General features: G+C 71.0%; 15 protein-coding genes. 8 read left to right on the forward strand and 7 right to left on the reverse strand.

Annotation, left to right across the window (positions count from 1 at the left end; all coding sequences use genetic code 11):
* Window positions 1–250: 250 nt before the first annotated feature.
* Window positions 251–1,297 carry an MBL fold metallo-hydrolase gene (locus ACIQRW_RS11240; RefSeq protein ID WP_403757531.1) on the reverse strand — a complete coding sequence of 349 codons (1,047 nt, stop codon included), beginning with the start codon at window positions 1,295–1,297 and terminating at the stop codon, window positions 251–253.
* A 188-nt stretch (window positions 1,298–1,485) separates the two neighbouring features.
* Here ACIQRW_RS11240 and ACIQRW_RS11245 point away from each other — a divergent pair, with 188 nt between their 5' ends.
* The gene (locus tag ACIQRW_RS11245) at window positions 1,486–2,946 is read left to right on the forward strand and encodes an aldehyde dehydrogenase (protein ID WP_403757534.1); all 1,461 of its coding nucleotides are present in this window, start codon (window positions 1,486–1,488) and stop codon (window positions 2,944–2,946) included.
* Window positions 2,946–3,179: a ferredoxin gene (locus tag ACIQRW_RS11250; protein WP_103531809.1), complete on the forward strand. Its 234-nt coding sequence runs from the start codon at window positions 2,946–2,948 to the stop codon at window positions 3,177–3,179. Before ACIQRW_RS11245 ends, ACIQRW_RS11250 begins: the two co-directional genes overlap by 1 nt.
* A gap of 1,175 nt (window positions 3,180–4,354) precedes the next feature.
* On the opposite strand, the gene ACIQRW_RS11255 is transcribed toward ACIQRW_RS11250, so the two are convergent.
* The 4 genes from ACIQRW_RS11255 to ACIQRW_RS11270 are packed head-to-tail and all read right to left on the reverse strand — an operon-like array spanning window position 4,355 to window position 9,801.
* Entirely contained in the window at window positions 4,355–5,638 is a 1,284-nt protein-coding gene (locus ACIQRW_RS11255) for an MFS transporter (RefSeq protein ID WP_403757537.1), read from the reverse strand.
* Window positions 5,628–7,412 (reverse strand): condensation domain-containing protein, encoded by a 1,785-nt coding sequence (locus ACIQRW_RS11260; protein WP_403757540.1) that lies wholly within the window; start codon window positions 7,410–7,412, stop codon window positions 5,628–5,630. The genes ACIQRW_RS11255 and ACIQRW_RS11260 overlap by 11 nt, the downstream gene beginning before the upstream one ends.
* The gene (locus tag ACIQRW_RS11265) at window positions 7,409–8,731 is read right to left on the reverse strand and encodes a DUF6271 family protein (RefSeq protein WP_403757543.1); all 1,323 of its coding nucleotides are present in this window, start codon (window positions 8,729–8,731) and stop codon (window positions 7,409–7,411) included. The genes ACIQRW_RS11260 and ACIQRW_RS11265 overlap by 4 nt, the downstream gene beginning before the upstream one ends.
* Window positions 8,713–9,801 (reverse strand): phytanoyl-CoA dioxygenase family protein, encoded by a 1,089-nt coding sequence (locus ACIQRW_RS11270; RefSeq protein ID WP_403757546.1) that lies wholly within the window; start codon window positions 9,799–9,801, stop codon window positions 8,713–8,715. Before ACIQRW_RS11270 ends, ACIQRW_RS11265 begins: the two co-directional genes overlap by 19 nt.
* Window positions 9,802–10,228: 427 nt before the next feature.
* On the opposite strand from ACIQRW_RS11270, the gene ACIQRW_RS11275 reads away from it, so the two are divergent.
* The 3 genes from ACIQRW_RS11275 to ACIQRW_RS11285 all read left to right on the forward strand — a co-directional run bounded on the left by ACIQRW_RS11275 (window position 10,229) and on the right by ACIQRW_RS11285 (window position 12,150).
* Complete coding sequence (locus ACIQRW_RS11275) at window positions 10,229–11,086, forward strand: hypothetical protein (RefSeq protein WP_403757549.1); 858 nt, start codon at window positions 10,229–10,231, stop codon at window positions 11,084–11,086.
* Window positions 11,087–11,150: 64 nt separating this feature from the next.
* A complete protein-coding gene (locus tag ACIQRW_RS11280) occupies window positions 11,151–11,402 on the forward strand; it encodes an acyl carrier protein (RefSeq protein WP_403757552.1) in 252 nt (83 codons plus the stop codon).
* Between the two features lie 61 nt (window positions 11,403–11,463).
* Complete coding sequence (locus tag ACIQRW_RS11285; RefSeq protein WP_403758410.1) at window positions 11,464–12,150, forward strand: 4'-phosphopantetheinyl transferase family protein; 687 nt, start codon at window positions 11,464–11,466, stop codon at window positions 12,148–12,150.
* Here the strand turns inward: ACIQRW_RS11285 and ACIQRW_RS11290 are convergent.
* Window positions 12,116–12,727 (reverse strand): TetR family transcriptional regulator, encoded by a 612-nt coding sequence (locus ACIQRW_RS11290; RefSeq protein ID WP_403758412.1) that lies wholly within the window; start codon window positions 12,725–12,727, stop codon window positions 12,116–12,118. The two genes, ACIQRW_RS11285 and ACIQRW_RS11290, sit on opposite strands and share 35 nt — an antisense overlap.
* Before the next feature lie 266 nt (window positions 12,728–12,993).
* Between ACIQRW_RS11290 and ACIQRW_RS11295 the strand changes: the two genes are divergently transcribed.
* From ACIQRW_RS11295 to ACIQRW_RS11305, 3 genes are all read left to right on the forward strand, one after another.
* Window positions 12,994–14,307 carry a glycosyltransferase family 4 protein gene (locus ACIQRW_RS11295; RefSeq protein WP_403757554.1) on the forward strand — a complete coding sequence of 438 codons (1,314 nt, stop codon included), beginning with the start codon at window positions 12,994–12,996 and terminating at the stop codon, window positions 14,305–14,307.
* Window positions 14,308–14,377: 70 nt separating this feature from the next.
* Complete coding sequence (locus ACIQRW_RS11300; protein ID WP_097868370.1) at window positions 14,378–15,109, forward strand: class I SAM-dependent methyltransferase; 732 nt, start codon at window positions 14,378–14,380, stop codon at window positions 15,107–15,109.
* On the forward strand, window positions 15,106–16,179 hold the full coding sequence (locus ACIQRW_RS11305; RefSeq protein ID WP_403757558.1) for a prenyltransferase: 1,074 nt from the start codon (window positions 15,106–15,108) through the stop codon (window positions 16,177–16,179). The genes ACIQRW_RS11300 and ACIQRW_RS11305 overlap by 4 nt, the downstream gene beginning before the upstream one ends.
* A 23-nt stretch (window positions 16,180–16,202) precedes the next feature.
* On the opposite strand, the gene ACIQRW_RS11310 is transcribed toward ACIQRW_RS11305, so the two are convergent.
* Window positions 16,203–16,496: a hypothetical protein gene (locus ACIQRW_RS11310; protein ID WP_403757561.1), complete on the reverse strand. Its 294-nt coding sequence runs from the start codon at window positions 16,494–16,496 to the stop codon at window positions 16,203–16,205.
* Between the last annotated feature and the right edge of the window lie 135 nt (window positions 16,497–16,631).

Consider the following 16,631-nt stretch of genomic DNA (forward strand, 5'->3'; position numbering starts at 1 on the left):
GGGCACACGAGGTCCCCGGGCTCCGGCCCCGTATGCCTCGACGGTGCCGGCCACCGGGGTTCCGGTGGCCCGAGCCGGTCACGCTCCGCGGCGGGCGGTCCGGCTGCCGTCGGGCGGACGGGTCACGGCTGGGGCACTGCGCCGGATTCGCACCGGCTTCCCCCTGTACGGGCATGATGACGACCTGCCCACTCTACCGGTCCGTAGCCGGGGGCCGGGGGCGTGGCCGGGGCGTGCGCCCAGGCGGTGATCAGACGGCGATGTACGTCACCGGGGGCCCGCCCGGCACGGCCTCCGCGCGGCCGAGCTTCACGAGCCGCCGCAGATGGGACTCGGCCTCGGAGACGGCGATGGACCGCGAGCCGTGCGGGATCTGCTCCCAGGGCCGGTTCCACTCCATCCGCTCCGCGAGCTGCCACGGGGTGAGGGGCGTGGCGAGCAGCGCGAGGAGCCCGGTCAGCCGCTCCTCGTGGTGGTCCAGCAGATCCCGCACCCGCCCGCCCGCATCGGTGAACGCGTACTGGTGGGCGGGCAGCACCTCGGCGACCCCGAGCCGGCCGATCCGCTCCAGCGAGGCGAGGTAGTCGCCGAGGGGATCGGTGACCGTCGTGTCGTCGGGGTCCTCGTACAGCCCGATGTGCGGACTGATTCCCGGCAGCAGATGGTCCCCGGAGAACAGCCGCCCGTGCCCCGCCAGGTCCGCCGGATGCCGTTCCTCCAGATGGAGGCAGACGTGCCCCGGGGTGTGTCCGGGGGTCCAGACGGCCCGCAGCCGCCGCCCGGCGAGATCGAGCAGCTCGCCGGGCACGATCTCCCGGTCGGGCAGGGCGGCGCGCAGACCGGGCAGGGGCCGCGGCCGCCCTCCGCTGCGGGCGGCGCGCAACGGGGCGAGGTGTTCCTCCGGCGCGCCGACGGCGGCGAGCTTGCGGGTGAGGTAGTCGAGCCAGGTGCCGGGCTCGGATTCCCGGGTGCGCCGGACGATCGCGGTGTCGGCCTCGTGCATCGCGATCCAGGCCCCGGACGCCTCGCGGACCTGGCCGGAGAGACCGTGGTGGTCGGGATGGTGGTGGGTGATGACGACGCCGTGGATGTCGGCGACGGCGGTACCGAGGGTGGTCAGCCCGGCGACCAGGGTCTCCCAGGAGGCCGGGTCGTCCCAGCCGGTGTCGATGAGGACCGGCCCCCGGTCGGTGTCGACGAGGTGGACCAGGGTGTGGCCCAGCGGGTTGTCGGGGATGGGGACCTTGATGCTGTGGACGCCCCCGCCGTGGTCGGTCACCTGCGTCACCTGAGTCATGGGCTCCCCATCTCCGTATCGGCCTCCACTGTAACGAGAACTCGTTCCAGTGGTAGCCCGGGTCTACCAAATCCTTCGCGTGCGGGGCGGTCCGCACCGTGGACTCCTGAAACAGGAACTGATATCAGTTCTGACGAGTAGTCAGTTGGTGGTCAGTCAGTGGGGCCGGGCGGCGGGAGGCAACAGCCATGACCGAGCTTGTGGAACACGGACAACTGTTCATCGGCGGGGAGTTCATCGATCCGCTCGGCACCGAGGTCATCGAGGTGATCTCCCCGCACACCGAGCAGGTCATCGGCCGCGTGCCGCACGCCTCCGAGGGCGATGTGGACCGGGCGGTCGCCGCCGCCCGCCGCGCCTTCGACGAGGGCCCCTGGCCGAGGATGGGCCTGGACGAGCGGATCGCGGTGATCACCCGGATCAAGGACGCCTTCGCCGTACGCCACGAGGAGTTCGCGCGCCTGATCAGCGCCCAGAACGGCACACCGTACAGCGCGAGCGTCATGGTGCAGGCGCTGGCCGCGATGATGGTCTGGGACTCGGCGATCACGGTGGCGCGCGACTTCCCGTACGAGGAACGACGCGACGGCGTCCTCGGCCCCCTCCTGGTCCGCCGCGAACCGGTCGGCGTGGTCGCCGCGGTCGTCCCGTGGAACGTCCCACAGTTCACGGCCGCCGCCAAGCTGGCCCCGGCACTGCTGGCGGGCTGCACGGCGGTCCTGAAGGTCTCACCGGAAACCCCCCTGGACGCCTACCTCCTGGCGGAGATAGCGGCGGAGGCGGGGCTGCCGCCCGGGGTCCTCTCCATCCTCCCGGCCGACCGGGAGGTCAGCGAATACCTGGTGGGCCACCGGGACGTGGACAAGGTCTCCTTCACCGGCTCGGTCGCCGCCGGACGCCGCGTCATGGAGGTCGCCTCCCGCAACCTGACCCGCGTCACGTTGGAGTTGGGCGGAAAGTCGGCAGCGGTCATCCTCCCCGACGCCGACCTGGAGGCGGCGGTGGCGGGCATCGTCCCGTTCGCCTGGATGATCAACGGCCAGGCGTGCGTGGCCCAGACGCGCATCCTGGCCCCGAACTCCCGCTACGACGAGATGGCGGAAGCCTTCGCGGCGGCGGCCGGAGCCCTGCGCGTGGGCGACCCCCTGGACCCGACAACCGAACTGGGGCCGCTGGTAGCGCGCCGCCAGCAACAACGCTCCCTGGACTACATCCGGTTGGGCCAGGAGGAGGGCGCCAAGATCCTCACCGGCGGCAACCGCCCCCCGTCCCAGGAGCGCGGCTGGTACGTCGAACCCACCCTCTTCGGCTCGGTGGACAACTCCATGCGCATCGCCCGCGAGGAGATCTTCGGCCCGGTGATCTGCCTGATCCCGTACGAGGACGAGGCCGAGGCCGTCCGCATCGCCGACGACTCCCCGTACGGCCTCAGCGGCAGCGTCTGGACGGCCGACACGGAACGCGGCATCGACGTGGCCCGCCGGGTCCGCACGGGCACGTACAGCGTGAACACCTTCAGCCTCGACATGCTCGGCCCCTTCGGCGGCTACAAGAACTCCGGCCTGGGCCGCGAGTTCGGCCCCGAGGGCTACGGCGAGTTCTTCGAGCACAAGATGATCCACCTGCCCGCCGGCTACCGGGAGGCGTGATGGGCGACCGCTGGCACGTGGAGGTCGACCGGTCGGTCTGCATCGGCTCGGGCATGTGCGTCAACCACGCGGGCGACGCCTTCCACCTGGACTCGGCCCGCCAGTCCCACCCGACCGAGGAGGACCGGGACGCGGGCGAGCAGGTTCTCGCGGCGGCGGAGGGCTGCCCGGTGGAGGCGATCACGCTGACGCTGGCGGGGTCGGGGGAGGTGGTTTTCCCGCCGGAGGAGTGAGAAGGCCGTCCGGGGCCTATTGGATACACGTCGGCTGGAGCCCGGGCAGGTGGTGGGGCCGACGCAGGCAAGGGGGCTGGGCCCCTGAAGGTTTCCGCCCGGCCAAATAGAGCGAACGCGCATTCTTTGAGCCTTTTCCGTGGGTTTGCGCGGTCAGGAACGAAAGGGCCCACTCGCAAATGGGTAAAAAGCCATTTCGTCGGCGCAGTGGAGGGAATTACGTCCAATGAGGAGAGGGGGCACGGAGGGGATCGCGCCAAAGTATGGCCGGATCGAGAAAGTCATTGTGGACAAGTGCGACGAGATCACCCGACAAGATGCCCCATAACGAACACCCTCCTTGGCTCTGCCCGAGACGACATGTGAAGGAAGCGTGGAGGCTGTGGCATTTTCTCTTTTCCCATGTAAATTGATCTTCACCTTGAGGTTCTTCGTTTTCTGAAGCACCCATCCAGGGAATCGAGCAATCTTCAGTGAAAGGAACCCGCCCCCTACGTGCGTCGAATCTGGAATGAAGCAAGTCGGGGTGTCAGGTTTTCTCTCGCTACCGTGCTCGTGTGTGTGTCCTCTTCTGCCGTGGTGGTCGCCGTCTGGGGCCCTTTGGGTGACGACGATTCTTCTGCCTACGGGGAGGACTATATAAGTCTCTATCTCCGCGAGAATCCTGGAATTCCTCCAGTTCTGCCCATGCGGTTGCCGGAGGATGTCCGATTTCTCGGGTACGACACGACGCGCATGGAGCGGGGCAAGGCCGTCCTCAGGTCTGCGCAATTCTCGGGAAACCCGTACTCGGCGCATCCGGTTCAGACTGTATGCATCGAATGGAGCCAGCGAGAGTCGGAATGCCATTCGCTGGTCGGGCGTGGTGAATCGGTCACTCGAAAGCTGGCCAGTATTCGAGTGACAGTTGTCTCCCATGCTTCCCCGGAGAAGTCGGCCGAAGTTATGGAATTCTGGCAGGACGTTCGACTCACGAGTGACCTCAATGATGCCGCGTGGCTCCGTCCGTGACCGATCGAGTGTGTAACAAGCCGTTTATTCGCCTTGTATCGACGTGGCGAAACTGACTGGGAGAAAAATACGTATGCGTAAGATGGCGACATTTTTTGTGGCGGGGGCCGTGCTGGCGCTGACGCCTCGGTGGATCCGAACGCGCCGTACCCCGGTGGAACGGGTCAGACCGCCGGTTCGGCCTCCGGCTTGCTCAGCAGGCCCTCCGGAGCCCTGCGCAGCGCGCGGATCGCCGGGACGCTGAGCATGGCGGCCAGCAGGACGAACGACATGACCGACGAGAAGATCAGCACCTCGTTCGCGCCGAACGCGTCGGCCGCCGGGCCCGCCAGCGCGCGGCCGAGCGGGATGACCATGATGGAGCCGGCGACGTCGTACGCGGAGACGCGGCTCAGGACCGTCAGCGGGATGTGCGACTGGACGCTGGTCGCCCACATCACCCCCCAGAACGCGAAGCCGTAACCCGCGATCACATGGGCGATCGCCGTGGCCGCGAAGGACCATTCGAGCGCCGGAGCCAGGGGGTTGAGGGCGAAGCAGAGCATGGCCAGGGCACCGGCCACCAGCGGGCGCCTCGGGCGGACCCGCATGCCGATCAGGCCGCCGATGATCGTCCCGGCGCCGTCCGCCGAGGCGATCCAGCCGTATCCGCTCGCCCCGTGCTGCTCGATCATCAGCGCCGCGCCGAGCGGCAGCGCGGGGCCGAACACGAACAGGCCGTAGACGGACCAGACCGCGATGACGCCCCACAGCCACTGGCGGGACCGGAACTCCTGCCAGCCCGTCGCGAGCCTGCGCCACATCGGCGCGTCGCCCTCGTCGCGGACCGTGTGCAGTTTCCGCAGGGGCAGCAGGACCAGCGCGCTGAGCGCGTACGCCGCCGCGATGACCAGGTACGAGCCCGACACCTGCCAGTACGCGACGAGGATGCCCGCCAGACCGGGGCCGAGCAGCGTGCTCAGGGCCTCGGATATGCGCAGCAGCGCGTTGGCCTTCTGGATGTCCTCCGCGACCCGGGGGACCATGCTCGCCATACCGGGCTGGAACATCGCGGTCGCGGCGCCGCTGAGCGCCATCAGCGCCATGATCTGCCACAGCGGGACGCGGTCGGAGGAGAAGAGCAGCGCCGCCAGCGTGATCATGGCCAGCATTCGCACCAGGTCGGCGCAGATCATCATCAGCTGCGGGGTGAACCGGTCGGCCAGCACCCCGCCGAACAGCACCAGCAGGACGATCGGGGTCATCCACGCGGCCAGCGCGTAGCCGACGCCGGTCGCCCCGTGGCCCGCTCCCAGTACGGCCGTGGTGAGGGAGACCATCAGCATGCCGTCGGCCAGCAGCGACGCGCTGCGGGCCGTGAAGAACAGCCGGAACCGGCCCGACCGCCAGGGGCTGGGCAGCGGCTCCTCGTGCTGCTTCTGCGGGAGGGTCGTGTCGTCAACGCTCATGTCGTACCTGCCGGCTTCTGCCGGTCCCTTCCTCGATGATCTGCAGCCGACGCCAGGCGTCGCTCCGGTCCGCTTCGGCGGGTGGGTGCTCGACAAGCACGTAGCGGCCCGGTGCGAGAACTCCCGTACCGCCGTGGGCGGGGACTTCGGCCATCAGCGCTTCGTGGGCGCCGGCCGGGGTCAGGTCCGTGTTGCCGATGGCGATGTACGCCGTGAGGTCCGGACCCGTGCCATCCGCGTCGTGGTCCGTCGCGACGTGCACGGGCAGCCCGTCCACGGCTCCGCTCAACGCGTCCGCCACGGCAGCCGGTGAGACCCAACAGCCTTCCGCCCGCCTCCAGTCCGGGCCGCGCCGGGCCGGCCTCACCCCCGTCACATCGGTGAGCGAGTCCAGGGTCACGTCCCCGGCGGCGGCCGCTTCCAGCAGCTGCACCAGACCGGTCAGGAAGCCCTCCGCCTCGTCCGGGGTGAACAGGGCGGGGTCGGCCCACAGGGAGATGTGGAGCTGGGGGCTCGTCTCGTACGTGAACGCCAGCATGCGCGTCGGCAGCGCCTGGAACGGGCCCCAGGTCAGGTCCAGTTCGGCACTCCCGTTCTCCTGCGGCGCGGTGGAGAGGAAGGTGGCGGGAAGCACGCTGACGTCGTTGAAGACCACGTCCCGTGCGAAGTGGCTGCCGCGCTCCCCGGTGACCCGGCCGATCATCTCCCACAGGCGTACGGAGTCGAACTGACTGTGTTTGTAGGCGTTGAGGGCCGCGCCCCAGGTCTTGCGGACCAGGGTGTCGAAGGACGGGACCCGGACGTCCAGGCAGAGCAGCGCGTCCTGGGACAGGGTGTTGACCGACCGGGCGCTCCTGGCGTGGAACCGGTTGGAGGTCGGCACGGCGGTGACGCAGGAGTCCTGGCCCGCCCGGTGGGCCACCAGTGCGCACCAGGCCGCCAGCAGCACGGTGGCCTCCGGGTTCCCGGTGCGCCCGGCCGCTCCTGCGAGCGCTCGCGCGCCCCGTACGGAGCGGAGCGTGAGCTGCCGGGCCCGGCCGTCCGCGCCCGCCGCGCGCGGCTCGGCGAACATCTCCTGCGGCTCGGTTCGGATGATCCGCTCCCAGTACCGCAGCGACGCCTCCGACTTCCGCTTCCCGGTGGGGGAGGCCTCCTCGGCGGCCAGGTCGAGCGGGGCGAAGGAGGCCAGGGCGGGAAGTTCCTCTCCTGCCAGCAGGGCGAGGAACTCCTCCCGCAGGACGGCCAGCGCGCTGCCGTCCGTCACCGCGTGACTGGACGCCAGGGCGACGTGGACCGGCACGCCCCGGAGCGTGAGCAGGGAGATCCGCAGGGGGAACTCCCGGTCCAGGGCGAAGCGGCCGGCGCGGGCCGCCCGGGCCACCGACTCGGCGTACCGCGCGGGCTCCTCGGGGAACTCCGTGTGGTCCAGGACCGTCACCGTGAACGTGCCCTCGGCCGCCACGACCTGCTCGACCGGCGCGGACCCGGGGGCATGCGGAAACGTGGTGCGCAGCCCTTCGTGGCGTCCGGCCAGGGTGCGCAGGGCGTCGACGACGTCGTCCGGGCCGGTGCCCGGGGGGATCGCCCACACGTCGTGGTTGTTGATGTGCTCGGGGTCGTCCCGCAGGATGCAGCGGATCATGTTGGCCTGGCCCATGGTGAGAGGGCCTCGGCGTTCGTCACCGCCCGCGTAGGTGACGGTGACGGTGCGCGGGGCGGGGGTAGTACGAGGGTCGTCCAGGTGCATGGTGTCCTTGCCGGCTGCGGAGTTCATCGGTTCACGGCCCGGGCACCCCTCGGGCCCACGTCCGCGCTCGCACGAGTCAACGCCTCCCAGTGGTCCATCAGGAGCGCGAAGTCGGCCATGTCGTCGCGGGCCTCGTCCAGGAGCCGGGAGCGGCTTTCGACGAGGACGTCGGCGACCGTCTTGTAGCGGTCGCCGAGTCGCCGGTAGGCGTCGTCGAGGACGTCGAGGCGGTGGGCGCCCGACGCCCGGTCCAGGGCGGTGCTGTCCCGGACGAACCCGGCGACCTCAGGGGCCCGGATGTGGCCCTCGGTGTCGAGCAGCGCGTCACCCGCTGCCGCCGTCCTCGCGTACACGGCGTTGAGATACGCCTTGGACAGCAGGAACTTCACGAAGCGCAGTTGGTACGCGAGGAAACCGTCGTCCGTACGTCGTTCCGCCGTATGGAAGTTGACGATGTGCCGGTTGTGCTGGACGCCGGGCATCCGGGCGTCGTGGAGGAGGTGGATCAGGAAGTAGTCGCTGCCGATGGTGTCGGTGGCGGGCGGCAGCGGGACACGGCGGTAGACCTCGTGGTCGAGTGCGATGTTGCACATGTCCACGCGCATCGGGCTGACGGGGGCGAGCGTGGTGCGGTCGCCGTCGAACGCGGTGTCCCCGGCGCCCCGGAAGGACTCGTCGATCAGGTGTCCGCGCCAGATCTCCGGATATCCCTCCGGGATCGACAGGCCGATCAGTTCGCGGTACGTGTCCGGGTCGAGGTCGCGGATCTCCGCGACGTCCACCGACATCTCCCCCACGAAGGAGCCGCCGGCCATCGTCACCCGCCGGCTCCCGGTCCCCGGCGGCAGCTTGCTCCGGGTCGCCGACTCGCTTACGTCGTCGACGCGTTGGCCCAGATAGGTGAGCTCCTGGTGGAGCGGGAAGACCGGTTCGCCGCCGAGCTGCTGGTAACGGCTGTCGGAGTCCCGGCGGTGGACGGACGTGCAGCCGAGGGCCTGGGCGATGAGGAACGCCCGGTTGGTGCAGGCCCCGTAGGAGACGCGGGACGGCAGCATCAGTTCCAGCAGCCGGTCCGGCCGGTCTCCGCCGGACCGGACGATCACCGCGCGCAGGAAGGCCCGTTGCTCGTCCTCGTCGAGGTGGTGGACGGTCACACCGGGGGACGGGGGCAGCGCGGCCACCGCCCGCCGGTGCTCGGCGAGCACCGGCGCGGGGGAGGAGTCCAGGACCAGGAGGTGTACCTCGACGCCGAACCGCCGTGCCCCGTACGCCGCTTCCTCGCCGACCGCCGCGATGGTGCCGGCGCAGGCCCGGTGGGTGGGCAGGGTCAGACAGACGCGGCGCACGAAGGCTCCCCGCTCTGCGCGGCGGGTGCCGCCTCCTCGACGGGGTCCTGCCACGAGGCGAGCCCCAGCAGCCGGCTGCCCAGCGGGTTCAGCTCGGCCGTGGGGTAGCGCTTGGACTCGGGCAGCACCGGGTCGCCGACCAGGGTGCGGTTCCAGCGCGGGGTGCGCAGGTGGCGCCAGGACTCCACGCGGGACCTGCGCAGCCGCTCGTGCTCCTCCAGCGCGGGCATCATCGACAGGTACTGCACGGCCCGCACCCCGTTCTCGGAGAGGTTGCGGGCCACTCCGTGGGCCAGCAGACCGTTCCAGATGAGCAGGTCGCCGGGGCGCAGATCCGGTCGTACGACGGGGAGTTCGTCCCGGTCGACGGTGGGGCGCAGGGGGTCCCGGTCCCCCGGCTGGGCGGTCTTCCAGGTGTCGAACTGCCGGAACAGCTCCGGGCAGCACTGGAAGCCGCCCGTCTCCGGCCGCGTGTCGTTGAGCGCGATGATGCCCTGCACCCGCTGCGGCGGGACGGCGAGCGTGGTGTCGATGTCCCAGTGGAGCTCGATGTCGAAGCCCCGGTCCGTCGGCTCGATCAGGGCGCGGTCACGGTTGCCCCGGTTGGGCGGGTTGAGGTTGAGCCGGTCCAGGGTGACCCACAGCTCCTCGCAGTCCCATACGTCGACGAAGGCGTCGTACACCCGCTGCGACTGCCGGTTGTCCCACAGGAGTTGGTGGTGGTAGGCCTCCACGAAGCCGTAGATGTGCAGTTGCTGGTCCAGCTCGGAGCGCAGCGGCCGGTCCTCGTACCAGCTCTCCGGCCGCGCCGGGTCCAGGCCCTGGAACTCCCAGGTGAAGTCCAGCAGTTCGCGTGCCACCGGGGCCGGGATCGCTTCCCGGACGATGACGTAGCCGTACGTCTGCCAGTGGGCGAAGTCCTCCTCGGAGAGCACCCGCAGCGGGCGTGACTTGTCGAGCTCCCGCAGGGCGGTCTGCGCGAGGTAGGCCTCGCCGTCCGCGCTGAAGTACGGGATGTCCGACGCCGCGCGGTGCAGGCGGGGCCGACGGCGAGGGGCGGGTGTCGTCATGAGGTTGATGGCAGGTCCTTCTCCTCGGCCGGCCGTGCGGCGACCCCGGGGGAGCGGGGTCGCCGCGGACGGCGGGACGGATGGCAGTGCCGTGGCGGGAGGAGCCATGACCACGTCGTCAGCAGGATTGGTCCAGACCGCCCGGGCTGTCAAGTGCCATCCACATATGGGGATATGGGGTGTTGTCCTGTACGCGGCGGCCACGGAATCGATACCTGCCGTTCGGTATTTTTGGTCTAGACAACAGGTGAGCGTCAGGCCTAATGTCCAAGGGCGCGGTCGAGTTCGTGACGGGTTGTCACCCGTACTCCTGCCCGCGCTCCGGTCGGTCACGGACCTGTTCGGGGCCGCCGACGCCACGGCGATGTGGTCCGTACGCCCGAGGGGTGTCCCGATTGCCGGCCCACACCGAGAAGGACGCGGTTTCATGAACACATCCAGCATCACGGCCCTGCCGGGTATCACGCTGAAGAGTCCCGGTGCCGGGCTGATCACGCTGGACCCGGCCCGCACCGCACTGCTGCGGGGCCTGGACGAACTGCTGACCGGCCTCGCCGCGCGGCTCGCCGCCCCCGAGGTGGTGGGGCCGCCCCTGCTGTCCGTCGAGGGACTGGCGCGGCTCGACTTCTTCCGCAACTTTCCCCATCTCGGCGTTTCCGCGGGGCGGTTCGGCCCGGAGGTGCTCGACGGTCTGGCCTCCGGCGGTTCGCCCCGGGACCTGCCGTTGCACCCGACCGGCCATGTGCTGCCGTCCGCGACCTGCTACGGACTGCTGCTCTCCCTGGAGGGCGAGGACGTCGGCGAGGACGGGCTGCGGCTCTCGGCGGTCGGCCGCTGCTTCCGCAACGAGACCCACTACGACGGCCTGCGCCGCCTCTGGGGGTTTCACATGCGTGAGGTGATCTACCTCGGCACCAAGGACGGAGCCACGGAACACCAGGAACGTGGCGGGGAGTTCGTCCAGGAGGTGGCCGGACGGCTCGGCCTGACCCTGACCCGGGCGGCGGCCGACGACCCGTTCTACGACAACGGGGGGTCGCGGGCCCGTCTGATGGCACTGGACCCGGTGAAGTACGAGTACAGCGCCCCCGACGGCACGGCCATCGCCTCCGTCAACCGGCACCGCAACTTCTTCGGCGAGCGGCTGGGCATCCGGGCCGGCTCGCACGGTCCCGCGTACAGCTCCTGCGTCGCCTTCGGCATGGAGCGCTGGGTGCACGCGATGATCCTCGCGCACGGCACCGCCGAACAGGCCCTGGAGCGGCTCCGCGCCGCCGGTTCCTGATCCGATCCTCAGCCCTGGCCGACCGGCCGTCACCCGAACAGAAGCAAGAGGAGCGATTTCTCCCATGGAACGTGTCGTAGCGTGGCTCAACGAGAAGAACCCCGGCCTCGACGGGCCGATCGGCGTCGAGGAGGACCTCATCGAGGCCCGCCTCATCGACTCGATGGACTTCCTGGAGTTCATCGACCTCCTGGAGGAGATCTCGGGCAGCAGCATCGATCTGCAGGAGGTCACCATCGACGACTTCCGTACGCTCGCCCGCGTCAAGGAGCGCTTCCTCGCCGCCGGCGACCTGGCGGAGGCGCCGGCCGGGTGAGCCCGGGCCGGTGACCTCTCTCCCGCCGCCCCGCGAACAGGGCGCGGCCACCGCGCCGCCGATGGCCGCCGGCGTCTTCGCTCTGGTGGCCACCACCGCGGAGGTGCTGGCGCACCCGGAGCTCGACGAGCGCCTGCTCGCCCCGTGGGAGCGGCGGCGGCTCGCGGGGATCCGGGTGCCGGGCCGCCGCGACGACGTGGTGGCGGCCCGCCTGCTGCTGCGGCTGTGCGCCTCCCGGGCCACCGGGCTGCCGCCGGACGCGGTGGAGCCGGCCCAGCGCTGCCCCGGGTGCGGGCGGGACGGGCACGGCCGGCCGTATCTCCCGGACCACTCCGGCCTGGGGGCGAGCTTCAGCCACGCCGACGGCCTCGCCGCGGCGGCGGTCGGGCCGGGCCCGGTCGGTATCGACGTGGAACCGCTGACGCGCCGGCCGGGGCCCCTGCCCGTACTGCGGCGGCTGCTCCCGGCGGACGCGGTGGACGCCGCCTGCGCCGAGCCGGACCCCGGCCCGGCGCTGCTGCGGTTGTGGGTCCGGCGGGAGGCGCTGTTCAAAGCCGGGTTCGAGGTCGGGTTCAAGGCCGGGTTCAAGGCCGGGTTCGAGGCCGGGCGGGACGACGAGCGGCTGACCGAGTGGACGGACCACCGCTGTGCGGCCGTGGTGGCACTCGCGGGCGTCGACGCGTCGGCGGCCCGCCCCGCCGACGGGCCGCTCCTCAGGTCCGGCCCGGCTCCGCCGTCAGGTCGATGAGGCGGCAGACCGTCTCGATGTCGATCTTCACCTGGGCGATCGAGGCCCGGCCCGACAGCCAGGTGATCAGCGCCGAGTGCCAGGTGTGCTCGATGACCCGGACCGCGGAGAGCTGCTCCGGGGTCGGGTGCTCCAGGCCCATCGCGTCCAGGATGATCGCCGTGGTCAGCCGGGAGACGGTGTCCACCTCGGGGCTCACGCTGCGGTCCGCGAAGGTGAGGGCGCGGACCATGGCGTCCGCGAGGTGCGGTTCGCGCTGCAGGGCGCGGAAGGCGCGCATCAGCGTCTCGGCCACCCGCTGGGCCGCGTCGTCGCCGGCCGGCGGGCGTTTACGGAGCGTGGTGTGCATGTGCTGGAGCTGGTCCTGCATGGTCGCGACCAGCAGATGGATCTTGGACGGGAAATAGCGGTAGAGCGTGCCCAGCGCGACCCCGGCGGCCTCGGCCACCTCCCGCATCTGCACCGCCTCGAACCCGCCCCGGCTGGCCAGCTGGGCGCTGGCGTGCAGGATGCGGCGGCGACGGGCCTCCTGGCGCTCGGTCAGCGGAGGCGCTGCCGGTCTGGCGTCCGCGGTCATGCTGTCCCCGATCCACGATCCGTGATCCATGGCTTGATCCCGCACCCGGACGGACGAAGCGGCCCGGCCGGGCGCGCACAGCATGCCAGGGCGTCCGTCGTGGCGCGAATCACCTGATCCGGCCCTCACGCCGACGCTACCTGCCGGTAGATTCGAGGCACGTCGAACGATCAAGTATGCAACTTGTTCTATCAAGTCTGAAACTTGTTCTAGATTAGCGCGACCGGTTACGCTCCGGCGAACACGCAGTCAGAAGGGGGCCGAGTGTGACCGCTGAGGCCATAGAGACAGGCCCCCGCACGGGCGACGGCAGCTCCACCGGGACCGGCGACCGGCCGTTGCGCATCGCACTCCTCACCTACAAGGGCAATCCGTTCTGCGGCGGCCAGGGCGTGTACGTCCGCCACCTCGGCCGGGAGCTCGCCCGCCTCGGCCACAGCGTCGAGGTGATCGGCGCGCAGCCCTACCCGGTGCTCGACGAGGGCGTTCCGCTCACCGAGCTGCCCAGCCTCGACCTCTACCGCCAGCCCGACCCCTTCCGCACCCCGAAGCGGGGTGAGTACCGCGACTGGATCGACCTGGCCGAGGTCGCCACCATGTGGACCGGCGGCTTCCCCGAGCCGCTCACCTTCAGCCTGCGCGCCCGACGCCATCTGCTGGCCCGGCGTGGCGAGTTCGACGTCGTCCATGACAACCAGACCCTCGGCTACGGGCTCCTCGGCGACGTCGGGGCCCCGCTCGTGACGACGATCCACCACCCCATCACCGTGGACCGCAGGCTCGACCTGGCGGCCGCGACGAGCCGCCGCCGACGCGCCTCCGTACGCCGCTGGTACGCCTTCACCCGGATGCAGAAGCGGGTCGCCCGCAAGCTGGACACCGTCCTCACCGTCTCCGGCTCCTCCCGCGACGAGATCGTCGAGGACCTCGGCGTACGCGCGGACCGGATCAGCGTCGTCCACATCGGGGCCGACACCGACCTGTGGTCCCCGGACCCCTCTGTCCCCGAGGTGCCCGGCCGCATCGTCACCACCTCCAGCGCCGACGTCCCGCTCAAGGGCCTCGTCCACCTCGTCGACGCGCTCGCCAAGCTCCGCACCGAGAACCCCGCCGCCCACCTCGTCGTCGTCGGCAAGCGCGCCGAGAACGGCCCGGTCGCCCGCGCGATCGAGCGGCACGGGCTCGCGGACGCCGTCGAGTTCGTCAAGGGCATCAGCGACGCCGAGCTGGTCGACCTCGTGCGCGGCGCCCAGGTCTCCTGCGTGCCCTCGCTGTACGAGGGGTTCTCGCTGCCCGCCGCCGAGGCCATGGCCACCGGCACCCCGCTGGTCGCGACCACCGGCGGCGCGATCCCCGAGGTCTCCGGCCGCGACGGGGAGACCTGCCTGGCCGTGGCGCCCGGCGACGCGGACGCGCTGGCCGGGGCACTGGCCCGGCTGCTGGACAGCCCGGAGCTGCGCGCCCGGCTCGGCGCGGCCGGCCGCCAGCGGGTGCTGGCCAACTTCACCTGGGCCCGGGCGGCGGCCGGCACGGCCGAGCTGTACCGTCAGGCGATCATCTCCCGCGGAATCCGCAGGTGACCGCGCGCCCCCGGGCGACCGCGGACCCGATCGTCGCAACCCGTACCTCCGACCTCGAAGGCAGGCCCCCGTGCTGACCGTCGACTTCACCCGCTTCCCGCTCGCCGCCGGCGACCGAGTGCTCGACCTGGGCTGCGGTGCCGGCCGGCATGCCTTCGAGTGTTACCGGCGCGGCGCGCAGGTCGTCGCGCTGGACCGGAACGGCGAGGAGATCCGCGAGGTCGCCAAGTGGTTCGCCGCGATGAAGGAGGCCGGGGAGGCCCCCGAGGGCGCCACCGCCACCGCGATGGAGGGAGACGCCCTCAACCTGCCCTTCCCCGACGACTCCTTCGACGTCGTGATCATCTCCGAGGTCATGGAGCACATCCCGGACGACAAGGGCGTCCTCGCCGAGATGGTCCGGGTGCTCAGGCCGGGCGGCCGGATAGCGATCACCGTGCCGCGCTACGGCCCCGAGAAGGTCTGCTGGACCCTCTCCGACGCCTACCACGAGGTCGAGGGCGGCCACATCCGCATCTACAAGGCCGACCAGCTCCTCGCCCGGATCCGCGAGGCCGGACTCAAGCCGTACGGCACCCACCACGCCCACGCCCTGCACTCGCCGTACTGGTGGCTCAAGTGCGCCTTCGGCGTGGACAACGACCGGGCGCTGCCGGTGCGGGCCTACCACAAGCTGCTGGTCTGGGACATCATGAAGAAGCCGCTCGCCACCCGGGTCGCCGAGCAGCTCCTCAACCCGGTCGTCGGCAAGAGCTTCGTCGCCTACGCCACCAAGCCGCACCTTCCGAAGGCCGAGGCGTGAGCACTCCCGAACAGACCGAACACCTGGTGCTGCCGGGCGTCCTGACGGCGGCCCAGGCCACCGAGACGGTCGCCGCGCTCGCCGCCGTACAGCGTGAGGACGGGGCGCTGCCCTGGTTCCGGGGCCATCACCTCGACCCGTGGGACCACACCGAGGCCGCGATGGCCCTGGACGCGGCCGGCGAGCACGGGGCGGCGGCCCGCGCCTACGACTGGCTCGCGCGCAACCAGAACGCCGACGGCTCCTGGTACGCCGCCTACCACGACGGCGATCCGCGGCAGCCGACCGACCGGGGCCTGGAGAGCAACTTCTGCGCGTACGTGGCCGTCGGCGTCTGGCACCACTACCTCGCCACCGGCGACGACGCGTTCGTCGACCGGATGTGGCCCACGGTCTTCGCGGCCGTCGAATTCGTCCTCGGGCTCCAGCAGCCCGGCGGGCAGATCGGCTGGAAGCGGGAGCCCGACGGAACACCCGTGGGCGACGCGCTGCTGACCGGCTCGTCCTCGATCCACCAGGCGCTGCGCTGTGCGCTGGCCATCGCCGAGCGCCGCGAGGAGCCGCAGCCCGACTGGGAGTTGGCGACCGGCGCGCTGGCCCACGCGATCCGCAGCCACCCCGAGCGCTTCCTCGACAAGAGGCGCTACTCGATGGACTGGTACTACCCGGTCCTCGGCGGCGCGGTCACCGGGGCCGAGGCCACCGCCCGCATCCAGGAGGGCTGGGACCGCTTCGTCGTCCCCGGCCTCGGGGTGCGCTGCGTGCTGCCCAACCCCTGGGTGACCGGCGGCGAGAGCTGCGAACTCGCCCTGGCCCTCTGGATGACGGGGGAGTCGGACCGGGCGCTGGAGATCCTCCAGTCCGTCCAGCACCTGCGCACCGAGGGCGGGCTGTACTGGACGGGGTACGTCTTCGAGGGCAACCGGGCCTTCTGGCCCGAGGAGCTCACCACCTGGACGGCGGGCTCCCTGCTGCTCGCGGTGGCCGCGCTCGGGGGGGACGAGGCGACCACCGCGGTCTTCGGGGGCGAGCGGCTGCCGGTCGGCCTGGAGCCGGACTGCTGCCACTGAACACGCCCTGGGGCGGGTCCTGTTCAGCCGCGGCGGAGCCGGCCCGCCACCGCGTGTCCGATGAAGAGGTAGACCACGGCCGCCAGACCGTAGCCGGTGACGACGCGCGCCCACGCCTTGTCGAACGTGAACAGGTCGTACGACCATCCCGCCAGCCAGCGGGCCGAGTCGTGCACCCACTGCACGAAATCGTTGCCGCGGTTGGCGTCCAGCAGGTACATCAGGATCCAGAGGATGATGATGAAGGCCAGAATGTCGGCCACGACGGCTATGACACGAGCCGCTGAACTGCTTCCTGAACGGGTTCTGGGAGACATGGAACTCTGGTTGCCGCTTTACGCAGGGTGAAACCCGTACGGCCCGCACCGGGTGGCGACCGGTGGGGGACGGGCGAGGCTGAGGGGGAGCGCCGACATCCCTCACTCGCTGTGACATGCCCGGACGGTTCGGCC

Origin of the sequence: Streptomyces sp. NPDC091287 (genome assembly GCF_044768525.1) — a bacterium.
GTDB lineage: Bacteria > Actinomycetota > Actinomycetes > Streptomycetales > Streptomycetaceae > Streptomyces.